Source organism: Streptomyces sp. NPDC096136, from assembly GCF_044763325.1.
Lineage (GTDB): Bacteria > Actinomycetota > Actinomycetes > Streptomycetales > Streptomycetaceae > Streptomyces.
On record NZ_JBIWFZ010000007.1, the window covers coordinates 348709 to 369946 of the forward strand.

Sequence of the window (21238 nt, forward strand, 5' to 3'; positions counted from 1 at the left end):
GATGACCGTGTACTTCATCGGCGCGGGCCCCGGCGCCGCCGACCTGATCACCGTGCGCGGCGCCCGCACCCTCGCCGCCGCCCCCGTCTGCCTCTACGCGGGCAGCCTGGTCCCGCGCGAGCTGCTCGACGACTGCCCCGAGGGGGCCCGGCTGGTCGACACCTCGCAGCTGAACCTCGACGAGATCATCGCCGAGTGCGTACGGGCCCACGGGGCGGGTCAGGACGTGGCGCGGCTGCACTCCGGCGACCCGTCCATCTTCAGCGCGGTCGCCGAGCAGATGCGGCGCCTGGACGCGGCCGGCATCCCCTACGAGGTCGTCCCCGGCGTGCCCGCGTTCGCGGCGGCGGCCGCCTCGCTCAAGCGGGAGCTGACCGTCCCGACCGTCGGCCAGACCGTGATCCTGACCCGGATCGCCCAGCAGGCCACCCCGATGCCGCCCGGCGAGGACCTGGCCACGCTCGGCCGCAGCGGCGCGCTGCTGGTGCTGCACCTGGCCACCCGTTACGTGGACCGCGTCGTCGACGAACTCCTGCCGCACTACGGGGCCGAGTGCCCGGTGGCGGTGGTGGCGATGGCCAGCCGCCCCGACGAGCTGATCCTGCGCGGGACGCTCGCCGACATCGCCGGCCAGGTGAAGGGGGCGGGGCTGGTGCGCACCGCGGTCATCGTGGTGGGCCGGACGCTGGGCGCGGAGCAGTTCCGCGACAGCCACCTCTACTCCCCCGAGCGCGACCGGCATGTCTGCTGAACCGGGCGCCGCGGGCGGGCCCGGGCGGCACGTCCTGATCCTGGGCGGCACGACCGAGGCCCGCCGGCTGGCGGAGGCACTGGCCCGCGGCCCCGCGCACGCCCGCGCGTACCGGGTCACGAACTCCCTCGCCGGCCGGGTCGCCGCGCCCGTGCTGCCGCCGGGCGAGACCCGGATCGGCGGCTTCGGCGGGGCCGCGGGGCTGGCCGGCTGGATCACCGCCCACGGCGTCACGCACGTCGTCGACGCCACGCACCCCTTCGCGGAGCGGATGAGCTTCCACGCGGCCGAGGCGGAGGCGCTCACGGGCGTGCCCGTGCTGGCGCTGCGCCGGCCCGGCTGGAGTCCGGGCCCGGGCGACGCCTGGACCTTCGCGGACGACCTCGCCGGCGCGGCGGCCGTACTGCCCTCGCTGGGCGGGCGGGCCTTCCTGACCACCGGCCGCACGGGCCTGCACGTCTTCGCGGACCTCACCGACACCTGGTTCCTGGTGCGTTCGGTGGACCCGCCGCAGGGACCGGTGCCGCCGCGCCTGGAAACGGTGCTGGCGCGCGGGCCGTTCGGCCTGGAGGAGGAGCGGGAGCTGCTGACCCGCCACCGCATCGACGTGCTGGTCACCAAGGACAGCGGCGGCGGCGCGACGGCCCCCAAGCTCACCGCCGCGCGCGAGGCCGGGATCCCGGTCCTGGTGGTGCGCCGCCCACCGGTCCCGGAGGGGGTGGCCCGCGCGGAGTCGGTGGAGGAGGCGCTGCGCTGGCTCGGCGCCGAAGGGCCGCACCCTCTAGGCTGAAGGAATGCGGATACGTCACTCCCTCGTCCTCGTCCTGGCCCTCGCCGCCGCGTCGGCGCTCGTCACCGGATGCGGCGGGAGTGCGGCGCCCGAGCCCAAGGGCTGGGAGCCCGACGACGCGCTCCAGCGGGCCGACGAACTGCTGGGCAAGGGCGTCTCGGACGGGGCCCGCGTGACGATGCGGGGCACGGGTTTCCTCAAGGCCGGCATGGAGAAGACCCTGGAGACCGGCGGGGAGCGCCCGTACCGCTTCGACATCGCCTGTGACAGCGAGGAGAGTTCGCGGGTCACCCTGGTGCTGTCGCGCGAAGGCGGCTCCGGGGACCGGTCGTTCGACGTGTCGTGCACGGCCGGCGAGGTCACCCGGCTGAACCTGCCGGCCGGTTCGGCGCTGAACGCGCACATCGACCCCGCCCCGCAGGAGGACTCGCCCCCGGCCGGGGTCGTGTCGTGGCAGCTGGTCGCCGTCGACCCGTCGACGGTCCAGGGCTGCGCGGACGCCCTGGCGGGCTGCCCGGGCTGAGCCGCGGCGGACCGGCCGGGGGATCCCCCGGCCGGTCCGCGCTCACCCCGTGGGCGGGGTCACGCGTACCGGCGCGGGGTCACGGGTACCGTCGGCCGGGTCACGCGTACCGGCGCGGGGTCACGGGTACCGTCGGCCGGGTCACGGGTACCGGCGCGGGGTCCACGTCACGCGCGAGCCGTCGGCCCGTTCGGTCACCTGCGTCTGCGAGGAGCCGACCAGCAGGATGGTCCGCATGTCCACCTCGGACGGCTCCAGTTCGCCCAGCGTGACGACGCGCACCGACTGCTCGGGCCCGCCCACGTCCCGGGCCACGACCACCGGGGTCTGCGGCGCGCGCAGCTCCAGCAGCAGCTCCTTCGCCCGGGCCACCTGCCAGGTCCGGCTGCGCGAGCCCGGGTTGTACAGGGCGAGGACCAGGTCGGCGGCGGCCGCCGCGCGCAGCCGCTCCGCGATGACCTCCCACGGCTTGAGCCGGTCGGAGAGCGAGACGGTGGCGTAGTCGTGCCCCAGCGGGGCTCCGGCCGCGGCGGCCGCCGCGTTGGCCGCCGTCACCCCGGGCAGCACCCGTACGGGCACGTCCGCGTACGGGGCCTGCCCGGCCACCTCCAGGACCGCGGTGGCCATGGCGAAGACACCGGGGTCGCCGCCGGAGACCACGGCCACCCGCTTGCCGCGCCGGGCGAGGTCGAGGGCGAACTCGGCGCGCTCGGACTCCACCTTGTTGTCGGAGCCGTGCCGCACCTGGCCGGGCCTGACCGGCACCCGGTCCAGGTAGGTGGTGTACCCGACCAGCACCTCGGCGTCGGCCAGGGCCCGCTTGGTCTCGGGGGTCAGCCACAGCGGCCCGGCCGGGCCGGTGCCGACGACCGCGACCTCGCCGGGCCCGGACGGCACGCTGCCCGGGTTGCCGATCCGGCTGGGCACGACGGCGACGGCGAAGTACGGGACGCTGTCGGGGTCGATGTCCGCGAGGACCCCGGTCCGCTCGCCCTCCATCGTGGCGCGCTCGACGTAACGGGCCTCCGCGAGCCGCCCGCTGCCCTCCATGGCCCGCCGGACGGCGGGGAAGGTGCGGCCGAGCTTCATGACGACCGCCGAGTCGGTGGCGGCGAGGCGGGCGGTGAGCTCCTCCTCGGGCAGGGTGCCGGGCAGGATCGTCAGCACCTCCTCGCCCTCCACGAGCGGGGTGCCGAGACGGGCGGCGGCGGCGCTGACCGAGGTGACGCCGGGGATGACCTCGGCCTCGTAGCGGTCGGCGAGCCGCTTGTGCATGTGCATGTAGGAGCCGTAGAAGAGCGGGTCGCCCTCCGCCAGCACGGCGACGGTCCGGCCCGCGTCCAGGTGCGCGGCCAGGCGTGCGGCGCAGGCCTCGTAGAACTCCTCCATCGCACCCTGGTAGCCGCCGGGGTGGTCGGTGGTCTCGGTGGTGACCGGGTAGACCAGCGGCTCCTCGACGTGGTCGGAGCGCAGGTGCTTCGCGGCGATCGAGCGGGCGATGGAACGGCCGTGGCGGGCGCTGTGGTACGCGACCACGTCCGCCTCGGCGATCACCTCGACGGCCCGCAGGGTCATCAGCGACGGGTCGCCGGGGCCGAGCCCGACCCCGTACAGCTTCCCCTCGGCCCGGGTCTGGTCCTGCCCGCTCATTCTTCCTCGCTCGCGATCGCGTTGATCGCGGCGGCGGCGATGGCGCTGCCGCCGCGCCGGCCGCGCACGATGAGGTGGTCCAGGCCCGAGGCGTGGGCGGCGAGGGCGTCCTTGGACTCGGCGGCGCCGATGAAGCCCACGGGCACGCCGATGACGGCGGCGGGGCGCGGGGCGCCCTCCTCGATCATCTCCAGCAGCCGGAACAGCGCGGTCGGGGCGTTGCCGACGGCGATCACTGAGTTCTCCAACAGGCCCCGGTCGCGCCAGACTTCGAGGGCGGCGGCGCTGCGGGTGGTGCCCATCTTCGCGGCGAGCGCGGGCACGGCCGGGTCGGAGAGGGTGCAGACCACCTCGTTGTCGGCGGGCAGCCGCTTGCGGGTGACCCCGCTGGCGACCATCTGGACGTCGCACAGGATCGGCGCGCCGGCGTGCAGCGCGGCGCGGGCCCGCAGGACGACCTCGGGGGTGTAGCCGAGGTCCTGGGGGAGGTCGGTCATGCCACAGGCGTGAATCATGCGCACCGCGACCTGGGCGACCGAGGCGGGCAGCCCGGAGAGGTCCGCCTCGGCGCGGATCGTGGCAAAGGACTGGCGGTAGATCGCGGCGCCGTCCTTCTCGTACTCGAACACGGTGTACTCGCTCATTTCTTCACTGCGGCTTCGGTGGTGGTGGGGGTGGTGCGTGCGGCCGTGAGGGCGGCCGCCAGGTCTGCGTGCGGGACGGGCCGCCCGTCGAGTGCGTAGCCGTCGGGGGTGGCGAGAAGGTCCACCCAGGCGGTGCCGCGCGGATGTCCGCACCGGCGGGCACAGCCCGACCAGTGCACGGGCAGCTCGGCGGCGCCCGTCCGCTCGTGCACGACGGCCCGCGCGTCGGCGCGCACGTCCGCGAGGGACTTGGCGCAACCGGGCCTGCCCGTACAGGCGGTGACGGTCCGCCAGGGGCTTTCGGGCCGGACGACGAGGCCGGCCGCCTCGATGCGGGCGGCTCCGTCGGCCACCGCGCGCGGGAGGACGACGCTGCGCCACGGGGTGACGCGCAGCTCCCCGTCCCCGCCGTCGGCGGCCCCGGCCAGGACCCGCCACTGCGCGGAGTCCAGCCGGCCGAGCGGGGGCAGTACGCACAGTCCGGCCGCGCCCGCGCTCCCGGGCCGGGGCGGCTCGGCGTACGGCCACTCCACCTCGGGCACGCACCCGGCCACGACTCCCGCGTCCGCCAGCCGCCGTACGAACTCCCCCTCGTCCAGGGCGTGTTCAGGGGGCAGCTCGGCAACCCGCCAGGCCCGCGTCCCGGCCGCCCGGGCCGCGTCGAGGAAGTACTCGGCGGCGCACAGCGCGGCCCGGGCGGCGTCGACGGCCCCGACCCCGACGGCGCCGCCGCCGCTCCCGAGGCGCACGAGCACCCGTCCGTCCGCGCCGCCGAGCAGGGTCACGTCGGGGTCGAGGGCGGCCACGTCCCCGCGCCCGTCGTCGAGGGCGAACAGGAACCGCCCGGACAGGTCGGCCGCCCGGGCACTGGCGCACAGCAGCCGGTCGAGTTCCCGGACCCGGTCCGCGACGTGGGGCCCGGCCACCGGGGTGGCCACGATGTTGCGCACCCGCTCGTGGCTCGGCGCCGGCAGCAGCCCGGCGCCGTCCAGCAGTTCCGCGAGTCCGGCGCCACAGCCGTCGGCGAGGCCGCGCAGCTGGACGTTGCCGCGGGAGGTCAGTTCCAGGTGCCCGTCGCCGAACCGGTCGGCGGCGTCCCCGAGCGCGAGGGCCTGCCGGGTGGTGAGCAGCCCGCCGGGGATCCGGACGCGCGCGAGGTACCCGTCGTCGGCGGCGTGCAGCCGCAGCGCGCCGGGGCAGGCGTCACCGCGGTCGCGTATGACGGGTTCGTCCCGCGGTGCGGCGGAGGGTGGCTGGGGCGACATGGCCGCGAGCATACCCACGATTGCCCGCCCCCGACCTGTGTCCGTCGCCACCCCGACCAGCGACGACCGGCCCCGCCGGCGTTTGAGGCGCGGGGTCCGGGGCAGAGCCCCCACGGCGCACCGCACGCCACCGCACCGCACCACCCCCGAGCCCCCCACCCCACCTCCCGGCCAGGGAAATGGCCACCTAAGATGACCTTCCGGCGGGCCGCTCGGCCCGTCACCGCCGAGGACGGCGACATGGGAGGAAGCCCGGTGCGATTCCGGCGCGGTCCCGCCACTGTGAGCCCCGCGGAGCGATCCGCGGGGTGAGTCAGGAACTCCCGCTGTCCTCACTGCCCGGGGCGCGGAAACCCCGAGGAAGGCCTGCCGCCGCATGATCCTGCTGCTGTCGACGTCCGACACCGATCTGCTCAGCGCCCGCGCCGCGAACACCGCCGACGGCCCCGTGCCGTACCGGTTCGCGAACCCCTCCCGCCTCCCCCTCGACGACCTCGACGGCCTCCTCGACGGCGTCGGGCTGGTCGTCGTGCGCCTCCTCGGCGGCCTGCGCGCCTGGCAGGACGGCCTCGACGTGCTCCTCGCCCCCGGCCAGACCCGCCCCGTGGTGGTCCTGACCGGCGAACAGGCCCCGGACGCGCAGCTGATGGAGGCCTCCACGGTCCCGATCGGCATCGCCGCGGAGGCCCACCGCTACCTCGCGCACGGCGGCCCGGCCAACCTGGAGCAGCTGGCCCGCTTCCTCTCCGACACGGTCCTGCTCACCGGCCACGGCTTCGAGCCCCCGGCCGCCTCCCCCACCTGGGGCCCCCTGGAGCGCCCCGCCACGGAGGCCACCGGCCCGCAGGTCGCGGTGCTCTACTACCGCGCCCACCAGATGAGCGGCAACACCGCCTTCGTGCACGCCCTCTGCGACGCCGTCGAGGCCAAGGGCGGCCGCCCCCTCCCCCTCTACGTCTCCTCCCTGCGCACCCCGGAGCCGGAGCTCCTGGAGGCCCTGGCCACCGCCGACGCCATCGTCACCACCGTCCTCGCGGCCGGCGGCACCCGCCCCGCCACGGCCTCGGCGGGCGGGGACGACGAGTCCTGGGACGCGGGCGCCCTGGCCGGGCTCGGCGTGCCGATCCTCCAGGCCCTGTGCCTGACGGGCTCCCGCAGCACCTGGGAGGAGAACGACGAGGGCCTCTCCCCCCTCGACGCCGCCACGCAGGTCGCCGTGCCCGAGTTCGACGGTCGGCTGATCACCGTCCCGTTCTCCTTCAAGGAGATCGACGAGGACGGCCTGCCCGCCTACGTGGCCGACGCCGAGCGCGCCTCCCGGGTCGCCGGCATCGCCGTGCGCCACGCCCGGCTGCGCCACATCGAGCGCGCGGAGAAGCGGATCGCGCTGGTCCTCTCCGCGTACCCCACCAAGCACTCCCGCATCGGCAACGCGGTCGGCCTCGACACCCCGGCCAGCGCCGTGGAGCTGCTGCGCCGCCTGATCGCCGAGGGCTACGACTTCGGCCCCGTGGAGGAGATCCCGGGTCTGGTCTCCGGTGACGGCGACGAGCTGATCCGCGCCCTGATCGAGGCCGGCGGCCACGACCAGGACTGGCTCACCGAGGAGCAGCTGGCCCGCAACCCGGTCCGCATCCCGGCGGCCGACTACAAGCGCTGGTTCGCCGAGCTCCCCGCCGACCTGCGCGAGAGCGTCGAGGAGCACTGGGGCGAGGCCCCGGGCAACATGTTCGTCGACCGCTCCTCCAACCCCGAGGGCGACATCGTCCTCGCGGCCCTGCGCCGCGGGAACCTCCTCATCCTCATCCAGCCGCCGCGCGGCTTCGGCGAGAACCCGATCGCGATCTACCACGACCCGGACCTGCCGCCCTCGCACCACTACCTGGCCGCGTACCGCTGGATCCAGGCGGCCGCGCAGGACGGCGGCTTCGGCGCCGACGCGATGATCCACCTGGGCAAGCACGGCAACCTGGAGTGGCTGCCGGGCAAGAACGCGGGCCTGTCCGCCTCCTGCTCCCCGGACGCCGCCCTCGGCGACCTGCCCCTCGTCTACCCCTTCCTGGTCAACGACCCGGGCGAGGGCACCCAGGCCAAGCGCCGGGTGCACGCCACCCTGGTCGACCACCTGGTCCCGCCGATGGCGCGCGCCGAGTCGTACGGCGACATCGCCCGCCTCGAACAGCACCTGGACGAGTACGCCCAGATCAGCGCGATGGACCCCTCCAAGCTCCCCGCGATCCGCGCCCAGATCTGGACCCTGATCCAGGCGGCGAAGCTCGACCACGACCTGGGAATGGACGAACGCCCCGACGACGACGGCTTCGACGACTTCCTCCTCCACGTCGACGGCTGGCTGTGCGAGGTCAAGGACGCCCAGATCCGCGACGGCCTGCACGTCCTGGGCGGCGCCCCGACCGGCGAGGCCCGGGTCAACCTGGTCCTCTCCATCCTGCGCGCCCGCCAGATCTGGGGCGGCACCTCCGCCCTGCCCGGCCTGCGCGAAGCCCTCGGCCTCGACGAGTCGGCGGCCACCCGCACCTCGGCGGACGCCGTCGAGGAGACGGCCCGCGCCCTGGTGCAGGCGATGGAGGACGCGCACTGGGACCCGTCGGCGGTCGCCACCGTCTCGGCGGGCCACCCCCAGGCGGTCTCCGACATCCTCGCCTTCGCCGCGCACGAGGTGGTCCCCCGCCTGGCCGGCACCACGGACGAGATCGCGCACGTGGTCCGCGCCCTGGACGGCGGCTTCGTCCCGGCCGGCCCGTCCGGCTCCCCCCTGCGCGGCCTGGTCAACGTCCTCCCGACGGGCCGCAACTTCTACTCCGTCGACCCGAAGGCCGTCCCCTCCCGCCTGGCGTGGGAGACGGGCCAGGCCCTGGCCGACTCCCTCCTCACCCGCTACCGCGCGGACCACGACGACGAGTGGCCGGCGTCGGTCGGCCTGTCCCTCTGGGGCACGAGCGCGATGCGCACGGCCGGCGACGACGTGGCCGAGGCCCTGGCCCTCCTCGGTGTCCGCCCGGTCTGGGACGAGGCCTCGCGCCGCGTCACGGGCATCGAGGCGATCCCCCTCTCCGAACTCGGCCGCCCCCGCATCGACGTCACCCTCCGCATCTCGGGCTTCTTCCGCGACGCGTTCCCGCACGTCATCGGCCTCCTCGATGACGCGGTCCGCCTGGCGGCCTCCCTGGACGAGCCGGCGGAGTCGAACTTCATCCGGGCCCACGCCCAGGCCGACCTCGCCGCCCACGGCGACGAGCGCAAGGCCACCACCCGCATCTTCGGCTCCCGCCCGGGCACGTACGGCGCGGGCATCCTCCAGCTGATCGACTCCCGCGACTGGCGCACCGACGCCGACCTCGCGGAGGTCTACACGGTCTGGGGCGGCTACGCGTACGGCCGCGGCCTGGAGGGCCGGCCGGCCCGCACCGAAATGGAGACGGCCTACAAGCGCATCACCGTCGCCGCGAAGAACACGGACACCCGCGAGCACGACATCGCGGACTCGGACGACTACTTCCAGTACCACGGCGGCATGGTGGCCACGGTCCGCGCCCTGCGCGGCACGGCCCCCGAGGCGTACATCGGCGACTCCACCCGCCCGGAGACGGTCAAGACCCGCACCCTGGTGGAAGAAACCAGCCGGGTCTTCCGCGCCCGCGTCGTCAACCCCAAGTGGATCGAGGCGATGCGCCGCCACGGCTACAAGGGCGCCTTCGAACTCGCGGCGACGGTCGACTACCTCTTCGGCTACGACGCCACGACGGGCGTGGTCGCGGACTGGATGTACGACAAGCTGACGGAGACCTACGTCCTCGACCCCACCAACCGCGCCTTCCTGGAGGAGGCCAACCCCTGGGCCCTCCACGGCATCGCCGAGCGCCTCCTGGAGGCCGAGTCCCGCGGCATGTGGGAGAAGCCGGACCCGCAGATCCTCGAATCCCTCCGCCAGGTCTACCTGGACACGGAGGGCAACCTGGAGGGCGAGGCCGAGTAGGCACCCGGTTCCGCACGGTACGGGCCGGCCTCCCCACCCCCGCGGGGGTGGGGAGGCCGGCCCGTACCCCGTTCGGCCGCTACACCTTGGCGGTCTGGTTCAGCGCGACGAGCGCCGCCGCCCACCGCGCGAACTTCAGCGTCCCGAAGTCGGCGACGGTCTTCACCCCGAAGGCCTCGTGCAGCAGTTCCCCGTCCTTGTCGGTGACGCCCTTCAGCGCGGCGACGGGCGCGGAGAGGATCTCGGCGAGCGGCTTGTCCTCCCAGGCCTTGTCCAGCACCTTGCTCAGATCGATCGACGACATACGCGTTCCCTCCAGAACCGAACACTCCAGACGCCAAAAAACCTACACAAACCAGACACCCACCCGAAGCTCCGACACCAGCACGGCCCCCGGTACCCCCCGGCGGCCCCCCGCGCCGGGGAACGGGGTGGGTGTCACCTGAAGCGGTGAAAGGGGACGTGTCCGCCGGGTGTCGGGGGTAGGGCACTGCTGATCTCGTGCGGGGGCCGGGTCCGTCGGCCCCCGCGCCCCGGACGAAAGGCCCGCCCCGTCGTGACGCAGCAGCCGTTTCAACTGCCGGAGTTCTACGTGCCGTATCCGGCGCGGCTGAACCCCCACCTGGAGGAGGCCAGGGCCCACACCAAGGTCTGGGCGCGGGAGCTCGGGATGCTGGAGGGGTCGGGGGTGTGGGAGGAGCGGGACCTCGACTCGCACGACTACGCCCTGCTCTGCTCGTACACGCACCCCGACTGCGACGCCGCGGCGCTGTCCCTGGTCACCGACTGGTACGTGTGGGTGTTCTTCTTCGACGACCACTTCCTGGAGACGTACAAGCGCTCCCAGGACCGCGACGGCGCGAGGGCGTACCTCGACCGGCTCGCCGCCTTCATGCCCATGGACCTGGCGGAAGGTTTCCCCGAGGCGACCAATCCCGTCGAGGCCGGGCTGGCGGACCTGTGGGCGCGCACCGTCCCGGCCATGACGGCGGACTGGCGCGAGCGGTTCGCCCTGTCCACGAGGAACCTGCTCGACGAGTCCATGTGGGAGCTCGCCAACATCGACATCGGGCGGGTGGCGAACCCCCTCGAGTACATCGAGATGCGCCGCAAGGTGGGCGGCGCCCCCTGGTCGGCCGGGCTGGTCGAGTACGTGGCCGCGGAGGTCCCGGCACGCGTGGCGCACGCGCGCCCGCTGGCCGTCCTGCGCGATTCCTTCTCCGACGCCGTGCACATCAGGAACGACATCTTCTCCTACCAGCGCGAGGTCACCGACGAGGGTGAACTCTCCAACGCCGTACTGGTGCTGGAGACCTTCCTCGGCTGCTCCACCCAGGAGGCCGCCGAGGCCTCCAACGACCTGCTCACCTCCCGCCTCCTGCAGTTCGAGCAGACGGCCCTCACCGAACTCCCCCGGCTCTTCGCCGACCAGGCCCTCGAACCCGCCGGGATCGCGGCCGTCCTCGCCTACGTCAAGGGCCTCCAGGACTGGCAGTCCGGGGGCCACGAGTGGCACACGGTCTCCGGCCGGTACATGAACGAGGGGGCCAGGCCCACCGCCCGGCTGTCCCTGCCGTTCCTGCCGAGCGGTCTCGGGACCAGCGCCTTCGACCTGGGATCCGTCTTCACGCGGCGCTCGATGGAGATGCGCCGCCGCTCCTTCGCCTTCACCCCCTTCGAGCGCACGGGCCCGTCGGTGGTGCCCGACCTGCACCTGCCGTTCGAGCTGTCCCTCAGCCCGCACCTGGTGTCGGCGCGCGAGGGCTCGGTGGAGTGGGCCCGGCGGGCGGGCCTGCTGGAGCGGCGGCCCGGGGATCCCGGCTCGGGCATCTGGAGCGAAGAGGAGCTGCGGCGCTACGACTTCGCCCTCTGCTGCGCGGGCATGGACCCGGACGCCACCGCCGAGTCGCTGCTCGCGGCCGCGCTCTGGATGACCTGGGGCACCTACGCGGACGACTACTACCCGCTGGTGTTCGGGCGCTCCGGGAACATCGCCGCCGCCAAGGCGGCCACCGCCCGCCTCCTCGCGATGATGCCGCTCGACGGCGGAGAGCCGGCGGTGGCGCCGGCCATCGCGATGGAGAGCGCCCTCGCCGACCTGTGGCGGCGCACCGCCGCGGGCATGGCCCCGGACGTCCGCGCCGAGTTCCGGGCCACCGTGGCGGACGTGCTGGAGAGCTGGGTGTGGGAGGTGGAGAACCGCGCCCACCACCGCGTCCCGGACCCGGTGGACTACGCGGAGATGCGCCGCCGCACCTTCGGCACGCAGCTGACCATGTACATGTGCCGGCTCGGCCACGAGGGCCGGGGCATCCCCGACGAGATCTACCGGTCCGGGACGATCCGGTCCCTGGAGAACGCGGCCGCCGACATCGGCTGCCTGATGAACGACATCTTCTCCTACCAGAAGGACGTCGAGATCGACGGGGACATGCACAACCACCTGGTGGTCACCCGGAACTTCTTCGACATCGGCTATCCGCAGGCCCTCCACATCTGCCACTCCCTCATGGAGCGGCGCGTGGAGGAGTTCCAGCACATCGTCGCGACCCAGCTGCCGCGGCTGTGCGACGACCGGAAGCTGGACGCCGCCGCCCGGGCCGGTCTCGACGCCTACGCGGGTGAACTGCGGGACTGGCTGGCGGGGATCCTCAACTGGCATCTGAAGGCGCAGCGTTATCGTGAGGAGGATCTGCGCCGTCAGGGCGACGGGCTGTCGACCGCCGTCCTGAGCGGCGGCTTCGGCATGGCGGCGGCGCGGATCGGGCTGCCCGCCTGAGCCGGGCGGCGGCGGGGGCGGTCCGCTCGCCCGCCCCCGCCCCGTCCCCCATCCCCTCCCGTCCCCGCCCCCGCCCCGTCCCCGTCCCGGTCAGAACTCGTCGGCGGTGTGCGGCAGCAGCCGTGTGCGCAGGGCCGCGTCCAGGGCCGCCGCCGCGCCGGGGGTGTGCTCGGCCACCAGCCCGGCGGCCACCAGCTCCGCGACCCGGGTCCCGCCGAGGTAGCAGGCGGCCAGCTCCCGTACGTCGAGGGTCAGGTCGGGGTCCGCGCGGGCGGGTTCGTACGCGGCCCCGCCCGGCCCCGCCTTGAGCCGGAACCGCCCGGAGTTCGCGGGCAGCCGCGCGTCGGCCACGTCGAGGACGAGTTCCACCGGCGCGGCCCACGACCGCGCGGTCAGCGCCTGCGCCACGTCGACCAGGCGCAGCCAGAGCGCCGGGAACTGGGCGGTGACCCTGACCTGGTCGCGGTCGGCGGCGAAGTGGAGCAGGGGGTCGTCCGCCGGCCGGCCCCAGGCCCGGACGGTGCCGGTCAGGTCGAGGGAGGCCGTGTAGTCCCACAGGGCGGCGGCGACGGCGGGGGTCTCCGCCTCCAGTTCGTCGACGCGGACCAGGCCGGGGACGCGGGTGTTCCCGGCGTCGTCCTCCTGCTTGGTGCGGTAGAGGACGTAGCCCGCGACCGGCTCCCCGGGGGTACCGAGGGCGGCGATCCGGGGCGGGCCGAACTCCTTGTCCTCCTCGTCCTGTTCGCAGAGCCACTCCTGGGTCCACCGCGCGGGGCTGCGGCTGGGCCGGCCGGCCCGGGCGCGGCGGGCGGCCTCGTGGCAGGGGCCGATGACGCCGAGGGCGTCGGCCGGGTCGACCAGCCTCAGGGGGCGGGGGTCGGGGTCGATGCGCAGGGCGAGCGGGCGGCTGGAGTCGATCTCGACGGTGAGGCCCTGGGTGGCGGGGCCGTATCCGAAGCGGCCGTAGATGGCGGCCTCGGAGGCCCACAGGCACACCAGCGGGCTGCCGGCGGCCGCGGCGCGGCGCAGCTGCTCGTCCATGAGGGCGGTGAGGACGCCGCGCCGCCGGTGGGTGGGGGCGACGGAGACGAAGGTGAGGCCGGGGCAGGCGAGTTCGGAGCCGGGGACGGAGAGCCGGAAGGGGTGCGCGGCCATGAAGCCGACGAGGGTGTCGCCGTCGTAGGCGCCGAGCCGGTCGCAGCGGCTCAGCAGGGCGTGGTGGCGTTCGCGCCCTTCCGGCTCGGGCCGGTCGTGGAAGGCCAGGTAGGCGTGCTCCTGGGCGCGGGCGATGTCGTCCTCGGGTACCTCGCGGATGTCCACCATGATCAGGAGACTAATCGGTCATCGGGGACCGCTCGCACCATAGTGGCCTGATCTGTGCGAACTCAGGATGCGCCGGCGCGGACCGAGCCGGTGGTCCGGTGGGCGGAGTCGGCGAGGAAGCAGGTGATCCGCCGCTGCCCCTGGTCCCAGGTGGCGGACGTGGGGAGGTAGAAGTACACGGCCATCGTGTCCGGGATCTTCGCTCCGGCGCCCGCGTAGGCGGCGACCTCCTTGGCGCCGCACTTCTCGTTGGCGATCGAGACGATCTTCTTGTCGCCGGGGAACGGCCCTTGGGGCAGGGTGACGACGGCGAACGCCTCCGACTGGTGCGGTTCGCCGCAGGGCACGACGTCCACCGACGAGGGCCCGCGGGCCACCTCGTCGGTCTTGTAGTCCTTCACGTCGGCGGTGGTGTTGAAGCAGTCCCCCACCGCGATGTCGCCGGGGTCGCCGGCGGCCGGGGCGGCGAGGGCCGTGCCGGTCGCGGGGGCCGCGAGGAGCAGGGCGAGGGCGAGGGCCGCGCCGTGGGCGGCGCGGCGGTGCGATCGATGCGGTGTGGACATACGCGCGGCTCTCCTCGGGGTGGGCGCGAGACGCGGCGGTTGCTCCCCCCTTCCTACGCTACTCCCGGGCGGCCCCCGGGGCCTGCCGGGCGCCGGGCCCGCTCCAGTCGGCCGGGACGCGGCCGAGGCGGACCCGCTGGGGGTGGTCGCCGACGGGGACGGAGACCCGCTTGGCCCCGGTGGCGAAGTCGATGGCGGTGACCCGGTCGGCGCCGCTCTCGGATATGACGCAGCCCTTGCCGTCGCCGTCGACGGTGGCCCAGTAGGGCTTGTCGGCGGGGACGAGGGGGCCCTCGGCGAGGGTGGCGCGGTCCACGACGGTGGCGTAGTCGTCCATCGTGCCGGCGACGCAGAGCCTGGTCCCGTCGGGGCTCACGGACAGCCCGTGGTGGCGGGAGTCGTTGACCCAGGTGGTGCGGTCGGTGCTGGTGGCGGGGTTCGCCGGGAGGGTCTTGACCCGGGTGATGCGGTCGGCGGCGACGTCGTACTCCACGAGGCCGTTGAAGAAGGAGACCTGGAAGTAGAGCGTGGACCCGTCCGGGGTGAAGGCCATCGGGCGGACGGCGTCGGAGAGGTCCTTGCGGCCGAAGGCGTCGAGCCGTTCGCGCATGTCGACGGTGCGGACCGGGCGGAAGGTCTGCGCGTCGACGACGGTGAGCCTGCGGTCGCCCTTCGTCCAGTCCAGCCAGGGCGCGTCGAGGGAGGAGGTGACGTCGCCGATGGAGCTGTTCCACAGGAGGCGGCCGCCCTGGGTGAAGGTGTTCTCGTGCGGTTTGTCGCCGGTGGCGAAGGAGCCGACCTGCCGGCCGGTGGCGATGTCGAGGACGTGGACGGTGTTGGCGGTGGAGGCGGAGACGGCCACCCGGGTGCCGTCGGGCGAGACGGCCATGTGGTCGGAGCGGTAACCGGCCACCGGGAAGCGCCAGTTGATCCGTCCGGAGCGCAGGTCCACGGAGACGACGTCGGCGAAGCTGGGGCGGGAGACGACCACCGCCGTACCGTCCGGGGTGGTGTACATGTCGTCGACGAACTGGTCGTGGCCCTCGCCGGCCGTGGCCCGGATGCCGAGGAAGAAGCCGAGCTTCACGGGGTCGAGGTAGATCTCCCGCAGCCGCTCCTCCTTGTCGGGGATCACGTCGATCCTGCCGACGCGGGCGAGGTCGCCGGTGGAGGCGAGGACGTCGGCGGTGCCTTCCCAGTTGTTGCCGACGAAGAGCACCTCCCGCAGCCCGGCGGCCGTGGGCGGCGTCTGCGGCGAGGGCGCGGCGGCGGCCGGGGCGAGGCCGGCCGCGAGACCCGCCAGCGCCAGGGCGCACGCCAGGCGGAGGCTGCGGGCGGGGATGCGCGAGGAGGTGCGACCGTACCGGGACATCCGCTCAACTCCGTTGTGGGAAGGCGTCGTTACCGGGCGGTAAAGTAGGCGGGACGGCGAGAAGGCGCAACCCTCGGGGCTGCGCCTTCTGTCATCGGGCGGGCGGGGCGCCGCTCAGGCGACGGAGCCGATGCGGCCGATCACGGTGTTCGAGGAGTCCCGGTGGATCGGGAGGTGCGCGCCGGTCAGGGCGGCTCCGGTACCGCCGCGGCGGTTGGCCACGATCTCGGCGGCGATGGACAGCGCGGTCTCCTCCGGGGAGCGGGCGCCCAGGTCAAGGCCGATCGGGGAGCGCAGGCGGGCCAGTTCGAGCTCGGTCACACCGACGTCGCGCAGCCGCTCGTTGCGGTCCTCGTGCGTGCGGCGGGAGCCCATGGCGCCGACGTAGGCGACGGGGAGCCTGAGGGCCAGTTCGAGGAGCGGGACGTCGAACTTGGCGTCGTGGGTGAGCACGCACAGGACGGTGCGGGCGTCGACGCCGCCGGAGCCGGCCTCGGCCTCCAGGTAGCGGTGGGGCCAGTCGACCACGATCCGGTCGGCCTCGGGAAAGCGCTTCTCCGTGGCGAACACGGGCCGGGCGTCGCACAGCGTCACGTGGTAGCCGAGGAACTTGCCGATCCGCACCAGGGCGGAGGCGAAGTCGATGGCACCGAAGACGATCATCCGCGGGGGCGGGACGCTGGACTCGACGAGGACCTTGAGGGGCTCTCCGCAGAGCCGCCCGTCGGCGCCGATCTCCAGCACGCCGGTCTTCCCGGCGTCCAGCATGGCGCGGGCCTCCTCGGCGATCGTGCGGTCGAGCTCGGGGTGGCCGCCGAAGCCGCCCTCGAAGGCGCCGTCGCCGAGGACGACCAGGGCGCGGCCCTTGAGCTCGGCCGGGCCCTCGGCCATCCGGGCCAGGGCCGCCGCCTCGCCCCGGGAGGCGGCGCGCAGGGCGGTCGCGAGGGCTTCGCGCTGCGGGGAGCCCACCGGGACCGGGGTGACCAGGATGTCGATGATCCCGCCGCAGGTCAGACCCACGGCGAAGGCGTCGTCGTCGCTGTAGCCGAAGCGCTCCTGGACGGTCTCGCCGTCTTCGAGGGCCTGGCGGCACAGCTCGTACACCGCCCCCTCCACGCAGCCGCCGGAAACCGAGCCGATGGCCGTGCCCTCGCCGTCGACGGCGAGGGCGGCTCCGGGCTGCCGGGGCGCGCTGCCGCCCACCGCCACCACGGTGGCGACGGCGAAGTCACGTCCCTGCTCGACCCACCGGTTCAGTTCTTCGGCGATGTCCAGCATGTGCGGCCTCCTCGGAGAGGTTCGTTTTCCAGTATGGGTTGCGTGAAAGGTGGTGACCCGACCGGCACCGGGCCTAGGGAGCCGGATGCCGGTCGGGTCCGTACCGATCTTCGCCGGACTACTTGACGCCGAGCCACGCCTCGATGGGGTGGAGGGCGAAGAAGACCACGAAGACGACGGTGAGCGCCCACATGAAGCCACCGATCTCGCGGGCCTTGCCCTGCGCGACCTTGATGGCGACGTAGGAGAGCACACCGGCGGCGACACCGGGGGTGATCGAGTACGTGAACGGCATGATCACGACGGTCAGGAAGACCGGGATCGCGGTCGCGGTGTCGGCCCAGTCCACGTGGCGGGCGTTCTGCATCATCATCGCGCCGATGACGACCAGGGCCGCGGAGGCGACCTCACCCGGGACGATCTGGGTGATCGGGGTGAAGAAGAGGCAGGCGGCGAAGAGCAGGCCGCTGACGACGGAGGCGAGACCCGTGCGGGCGCCCTCGCCGACGCCGGTGGCGGACTCGACGAAGACCGTCTGGCCGGAGCCGCCGGCGATGCCGCCGATGGCGCCACCGGCGCCGTCGATGAACAGCGCCTTCGACAGGCCCGGCATGCGGCCCTGGTCGTCGGCCAGCTTGGCCTCGGTGCCGACGCCGATGATGGTGGCCATCGCGTCGAAGAAGCCGGCGAGCACGAGCGTGAAGACGATCATGCCGACCGTCATGACGCCGACGTCGCCCCAGCCGCCGAACTCGACCTTGCCGAAGAGCGAGAAGTCGGGCATGGAGATCGCGGAGCCGTCGAGGACCGGCGGGCCGTTCTTCCAGGCCTTCGGGTCGATGTCGACGACGGCGTTGACGATGGCCGCGATGACGGTGCCGCCGACGATGCCGATCAGGATCGCGCCCGGGACCTTGCGGGCCTGGAGCATGAAGATCGCGAGCAGGGTGATGCAGAAGATCAGGACGGGCCAGCCGGCGAGCTCGCCGACCGATCCGAGCTGGACCGGGGGACCGAACTCGGGGCCCTTGCCGACGAAGCCGGCCTTCACGAGACCGATCAGGGCGACGAACATGCCGATGCCCATGGTGATCGCGTGCTTGAGCGCGAGCGGGATCGCGTTCATGATCATCTCGCGGAGGCCGGTGACGACCAGGAGACAGATCACGACGCCGTACATCACGCACATGCCCATGGCCTGCGGCCAGGTCATCTGCGGGGCGACCTGCGAGGACAGGACGCCGGACACGGAGAGGCCGGCGGCGAGGACCAGCGGGACCTTGCCGATGAAGCCCATCAGGAGGGTGGTCGCGGCCGCCGCGAAGGCGGTGGCCGTGATCAGGGCCTTCTGGCTCATCGTGTCTCCGGCGACGTCCTTGCCGGAGAGGATCAGCGGGTTGAGCAGGAGGATGTACGCCATCGCCATGAAAGTCGTGACGCCGCCACGAATTTCAGTACCGACGCTCGACCCTCTATGGGTGATGTGAAAGTAACGGTCGAGCCAAGAACGCCCCGCGGGGTTCAGAGAGCCGTCGCCGGCCTCTTCCGCGGTGGTCTTGGGCTCCACAGACGACTGGGTCATGGTGCCTAACTCCCAAGGTTCAAAGGGGCACCCGCAAAAAGATTGGAGACGCGGGATTTGGGAAACTGCGTTGGCTGCACGACCCGGGGTGACGGCCCGAGGCGACGCGGAATGTGCACTGCGTGTACTGCGGGTAGTGCGGGGGTGACCGCTGGTACTACGTGGGGGTTCTTGCAGGGGTACTGCGGAGTGGAGCCGACCGCGAGCGGTGCGGTTGGTTCGGTGCTCCGGGCGGTGTGGGCGGCAAGTGTGACGTTCCCGTGCCACACCGCCCGGAGAGTCGGGGGGTCCGGGGGCCTCGCGGCCCCCGGACCGTGCCGTTCCTAGAGGGTCCCGGTGAGGGCTTCCGGACGGATCGGCGTCTTGTTGAGCTCCAGACCGGTCGCCGCCCGGATCGCCGCGAGGACGGCCGGGGTGGACGACAGGGTCGGGGCCTCGCCCAGACCGCGGAGGCCGTACGGCGCGTTCGGGTCGGCGAGCTCCAGGACGTCGACCGGGATGGTCGGGGTGTCGAGGATGGTCGGGATCAGGTAGTCCGTGAAGGAGGGGTTGCGCACCTTCGCGGTCTTCGGGTCCACGATGATCTCCTCCATGACCGCCACGCCGAGGCCCTGGGTGGTACCACCCTGGATCTGGCCCACCACGGAGAGCATGTTGAGCGCCTTGCCGACGTCCTGGGCGGTCGCCAGCTCGACGACCTTGACCAGGCCGAGCTCGGTGTCCACCTCGACGACCGCGCGGTGCGCGGCGAAGGTGTACTGGACGTGGCCGTCGCCCTGGCCGGTGACCAGGTCGAACGCGACGGTCGGGCGGTGGCGGAACTCGAGTTCGAGGTCGATGGCCTCGTTCTCCAGGATGTCGGCGATGTCCGCGAGGACCTCACCGCCGTCCGTGACGACCTTGCCGCCCTCCAGGAGGAGCTCCGCGTGGGCCCACGCCGGGTGGTACGAGCCGTTCTTGCGGCGGCCCATCTCCAGCAGCGCCTCGCGCACCGCCTCGCAGGTGTTCTTCACGGCGCCACCGGTCATGTACGTCTGCCGCGAGGCGGACGTGGAGCCGGCGGAGCCGACCTGGGTGTCGGCCGGGTGGATGGTCACCTGCGTGACGCCCAGCTCGGTGCGGGCGATCTGCGCGTGGACGGTGACGCCGCCCTGGCCGACCTCCGCCATGGCCGTGTGCACCATCGCGACGGGCTCGCCGTTGATGACCTCCAGGCGCACGCGGGCGGTGGAGTAGTCGTCGAAGCCCTCGGAGAAGCCGACGTTCTTGATGCCGACCGCGTAGCCGACGCCGCGGACGACGCCCTCGCCGTGCGTGGTGTTCGACAGGCCGCCGGGCAGCGCGCGCAGGTCCGCGGCCTCGCCGGCGGTCTCCCACTGGCGCTCGGGCGGCAGCGGGCGGGCCTTGACCCGGCGCAGCAGCTCGGCGACCGGGGCCGGGGAGTCCACGACCTGGCCGGTGGGCATGATCGTGCCCATCTCCATGGCGTTCAGCTGGCGGAACTCGACCGGGTCCATGCCCAGCTTCGCCGCGAGCTTGTCCATCTGGGCCTCGTACGCGAAGCAGGCCTGGACGGCGCCGAAGCCGCGCATCGCGCCGCAGGGCGGGTTGTTCGTGTAGAGCGCGATCGCCTCGATGTCCACGTCGTCGATGACGTACGGGCCCACCGAGAGGGAGGAGGCGTTGCCGACGACGGCCGGGGAGGCCGAGGCGTAGGCGCCGCCGTCGAGCACGATCCTGCACTTCATGTGCGTGATCTTGCCGTCCTTGGTGGCGCCGTGCTCGTACCAGAGCTTCGCCGGGTGGCGGTGCACGTGGCCGAAGAAGGACTCGAACCGGTTGTAGACGATCTTGACCGGCTTGCCCGTGGCCAGGGCCAGGAGGCAGGCGTGGATCTGCATCGAGATGTCCTCGCGGCCGCCGAAGGCACCGCCGACGCCGGAGAGCGTCATGCGCACCTTCTCCTCGGGCAGGCCGAGGACGGGGGCGATCTGCTTGAGGTCCGAGTGCAGCCACTGGGTGGCGACGTAGAGGTCGACGCCGCCGTCCTCGGAGGGCACGGCGAGGCCGGACTCCGGACCGAGGAAGGCCTGGTCCTGCATGCCGAAGGTGTACTCGCCCTCGACGATCACGTCGGCCCGCTTGCGGGCCTCCTCCACGTTGCCGCGGATGATCGGCTGGCGGTGCACGATGTTCGGGTGCGGGACGTGGCCCGAGTGGTGGTCGTCGCGGCCGGGGTGGATCAGCGGCGCGTCGGCGGCGAGGGCGGAGGCCTCGTCCGTGACGAGCGGCAGCTCCTTGTAGTCGATCTTGATCTTGGCGGCCGCGCGGCGGGCGGTCTCCGGGTGGTCGGCGGCCACGAGGGCGACCGGCTCGCCGTGGTGGCGTACGCGGCCGTTGGCGAGGACCGGCGTGTCCTGGATCTCCAGGCCGTAGTTCTTCATCTCGGCCGGCAGGTCGTCGTACGTCAGCACCGAGTAGACGCCCGGCATGGCCAGGGCCTCGGAGATGTCGATGGAGACGATCTCGGCGTGGGCGACGGTGCTGCGCAGGGTCTGGCCCCACAGCATGTCCTCGTGCCACATGTCCGAGGAGTACGCGAACTCGCCGGTGACCTTGAGGGTGCCGTCCGGACGGAGCGTGGACTCGCCGATGCCGCCCTTGTTGTGCTTCTGGGTGACGTTCGTCGGCGTACCCACGGTGCGGGTGTTCTGAGCCATG

At 73.4% G+C, this 21238-nt stretch carries 15 protein-coding genes and 1 riboswitch; of the genes, 5 read left to right on the forward strand and 10 right to left on the reverse strand.

Going from position 1 to position 21238, the window contains the following annotated elements; all coding sequences use genetic code 11:
* Position 1 precedes the first annotated feature (1 nt).
* Genes cobM through ACIRBY_RS18205 form a run of 3 tightly spaced genes read left to right on the forward strand, consistent with a single transcriptional unit; the run spans position 2 to position 2064 of the window.
* A complete protein-coding gene (gene cobM, locus ACIRBY_RS18195; RefSeq protein ID WP_403901575.1) occupies positions 2–751 on the forward strand; it encodes a precorrin-4 C(11)-methyltransferase in 750 nt (249 codons plus the stop codon).
* Positions 741–1541 (forward strand): cobalt-precorrin-6A reductase, encoded by an 801-nt coding sequence (locus ACIRBY_RS18200; RefSeq protein ID WP_403901576.1) that lies wholly within the window; start codon positions 741–743, stop codon positions 1539–1541. The genes cobM and ACIRBY_RS18200 overlap by 11 nt, the downstream gene beginning before the upstream one ends.
* A 4-nt stretch (positions 1542–1545) precedes the next feature.
* Positions 1546–2064, forward strand: a complete 519-nt coding sequence (locus ACIRBY_RS18205) for a hypothetical protein (protein ID WP_403901578.1) — start codon at positions 1546–1548, stop codon at positions 2062–2064.
* Positions 2065–2205: 141 nt separating this feature from the next.
* Here ACIRBY_RS18205 and ACIRBY_RS18210 read toward each other — a convergent pair whose 3' ends face one another.
* Genes ACIRBY_RS18210 through ACIRBY_RS18220 form a run of 3 tightly spaced genes read right to left on the reverse strand, consistent with a single transcriptional unit; the run spans position 2206 to position 5623 of the window.
* Entirely contained in the window at positions 2206–3714 is a 1509-nt protein-coding gene (locus ACIRBY_RS18210) for a precorrin-2 C(20)-methyltransferase (RefSeq protein WP_403901580.1), read from the reverse strand.
* Positions 3711–4358: a precorrin-8X methylmutase gene (locus ACIRBY_RS18215; protein ID WP_403901582.1), complete on the reverse strand. Its 648-nt coding sequence runs from the start codon at positions 4356–4358 to the stop codon at positions 3711–3713. Before ACIRBY_RS18215 ends, ACIRBY_RS18210 begins: the two co-directional genes overlap by 4 nt.
* Positions 4355–5623: a cobalamin biosynthesis protein CobG gene (locus ACIRBY_RS18220; protein ID WP_403901584.1), complete on the reverse strand. Its 1269-nt coding sequence runs from the start codon at positions 5621–5623 to the stop codon at positions 4355–4357. The genes ACIRBY_RS18215 and ACIRBY_RS18220 overlap by 4 nt, the downstream gene beginning before the upstream one ends.
* 244 nt (positions 5624–5867) lie before the next feature.
* A riboswitch (cobalamin riboswitch) is annotated at positions 5868–5946 on the forward strand.
* Positions 5947–5999: 53 nt separating this feature from the next.
* Between ACIRBY_RS18220 and cobN the strand changes: the two genes are divergently transcribed.
* A complete protein-coding gene (cobN, locus tag ACIRBY_RS18225) occupies positions 6000–9620 on the forward strand; it encodes a cobaltochelatase subunit CobN (protein ID WP_403901586.1) in 3621 nt (1206 codons plus the stop codon).
* A gap of 79 nt (positions 9621–9699) precedes the next feature.
* Here the strand turns inward: cobN and ACIRBY_RS18230 are convergent, their stop codons facing one another.
* The gene (locus ACIRBY_RS18230) at positions 9700–9924 is read right to left on the reverse strand and encodes a hypothetical protein (RefSeq protein ID WP_366452868.1); all 225 of its coding nucleotides are present in this window, start codon (positions 9922–9924) and stop codon (positions 9700–9702) included.
* Positions 9925–10176: 252 nt separating this feature from the next.
* On the opposite strand from ACIRBY_RS18230, the gene ACIRBY_RS18235 reads away from it, so the two are divergent.
* Positions 10177–12399: a germacradienol/geosmin synthase gene (locus ACIRBY_RS18235; protein WP_403901587.1), complete on the forward strand. Its 2223-nt coding sequence runs from the start codon at positions 10177–10179 to the stop codon at positions 12397–12399.
* Positions 12400–12489: 90 nt separating this feature from the next.
* Here ACIRBY_RS18235 and ACIRBY_RS18240 read toward each other — a convergent pair whose 3' ends face one another.
* The 6 genes from ACIRBY_RS18240 to pucD form a co-directional block, all read right to left on the reverse strand.
* Positions 12490–13722 carry a GNAT family N-acetyltransferase gene (locus ACIRBY_RS18240; RefSeq protein ID WP_403901588.1) on the reverse strand — a complete coding sequence of 411 codons (1233 nt, stop codon included), beginning with the start codon at positions 13720–13722 and terminating at the stop codon, positions 12490–12492.
* 62 nt (positions 13723–13784) lie between these two features.
* Complete coding sequence (locus tag ACIRBY_RS18245) at positions 13785–14285, reverse strand: septum formation family protein (protein WP_403901590.1); 501 nt, start codon at positions 14283–14285, stop codon at positions 13785–13787.
* A 58-nt stretch (positions 14286–14343) separates the two neighbouring features.
* Positions 14344–15657 carry a YncE family protein gene (locus tag ACIRBY_RS18250; protein WP_403901591.1) on the reverse strand — a complete coding sequence of 438 codons (1314 nt, stop codon included), beginning with the start codon at positions 15655–15657 and terminating at the stop codon, positions 14344–14346.
* A 114-nt stretch (positions 15658–15771) separates the two neighbouring features.
* Complete coding sequence (locus ACIRBY_RS18255) at positions 15772–16935, reverse strand: XdhC family protein (protein ID WP_403901593.1); 1164 nt, start codon at positions 16933–16935, stop codon at positions 15772–15774.
* Positions 16936–17053: 118 nt separating this feature from the next.
* Positions 17054–18517: an NCS2 family permease gene (locus ACIRBY_RS18260; RefSeq protein WP_403901594.1), complete on the reverse strand. Its 1464-nt coding sequence runs from the start codon at positions 18515–18517 to the stop codon at positions 17054–17056.
* Between the two features lie 323 nt (positions 18518–18840).
* Positions 18841–21237 carry a xanthine dehydrogenase subunit D gene (pucD, locus tag ACIRBY_RS18265; RefSeq protein ID WP_403901596.1) on the reverse strand — a complete coding sequence of 799 codons (2397 nt, stop codon included), beginning with the start codon at positions 21235–21237 and terminating at the stop codon, positions 18841–18843.
* Position 21238: the final 1 nt, after the last annotated feature.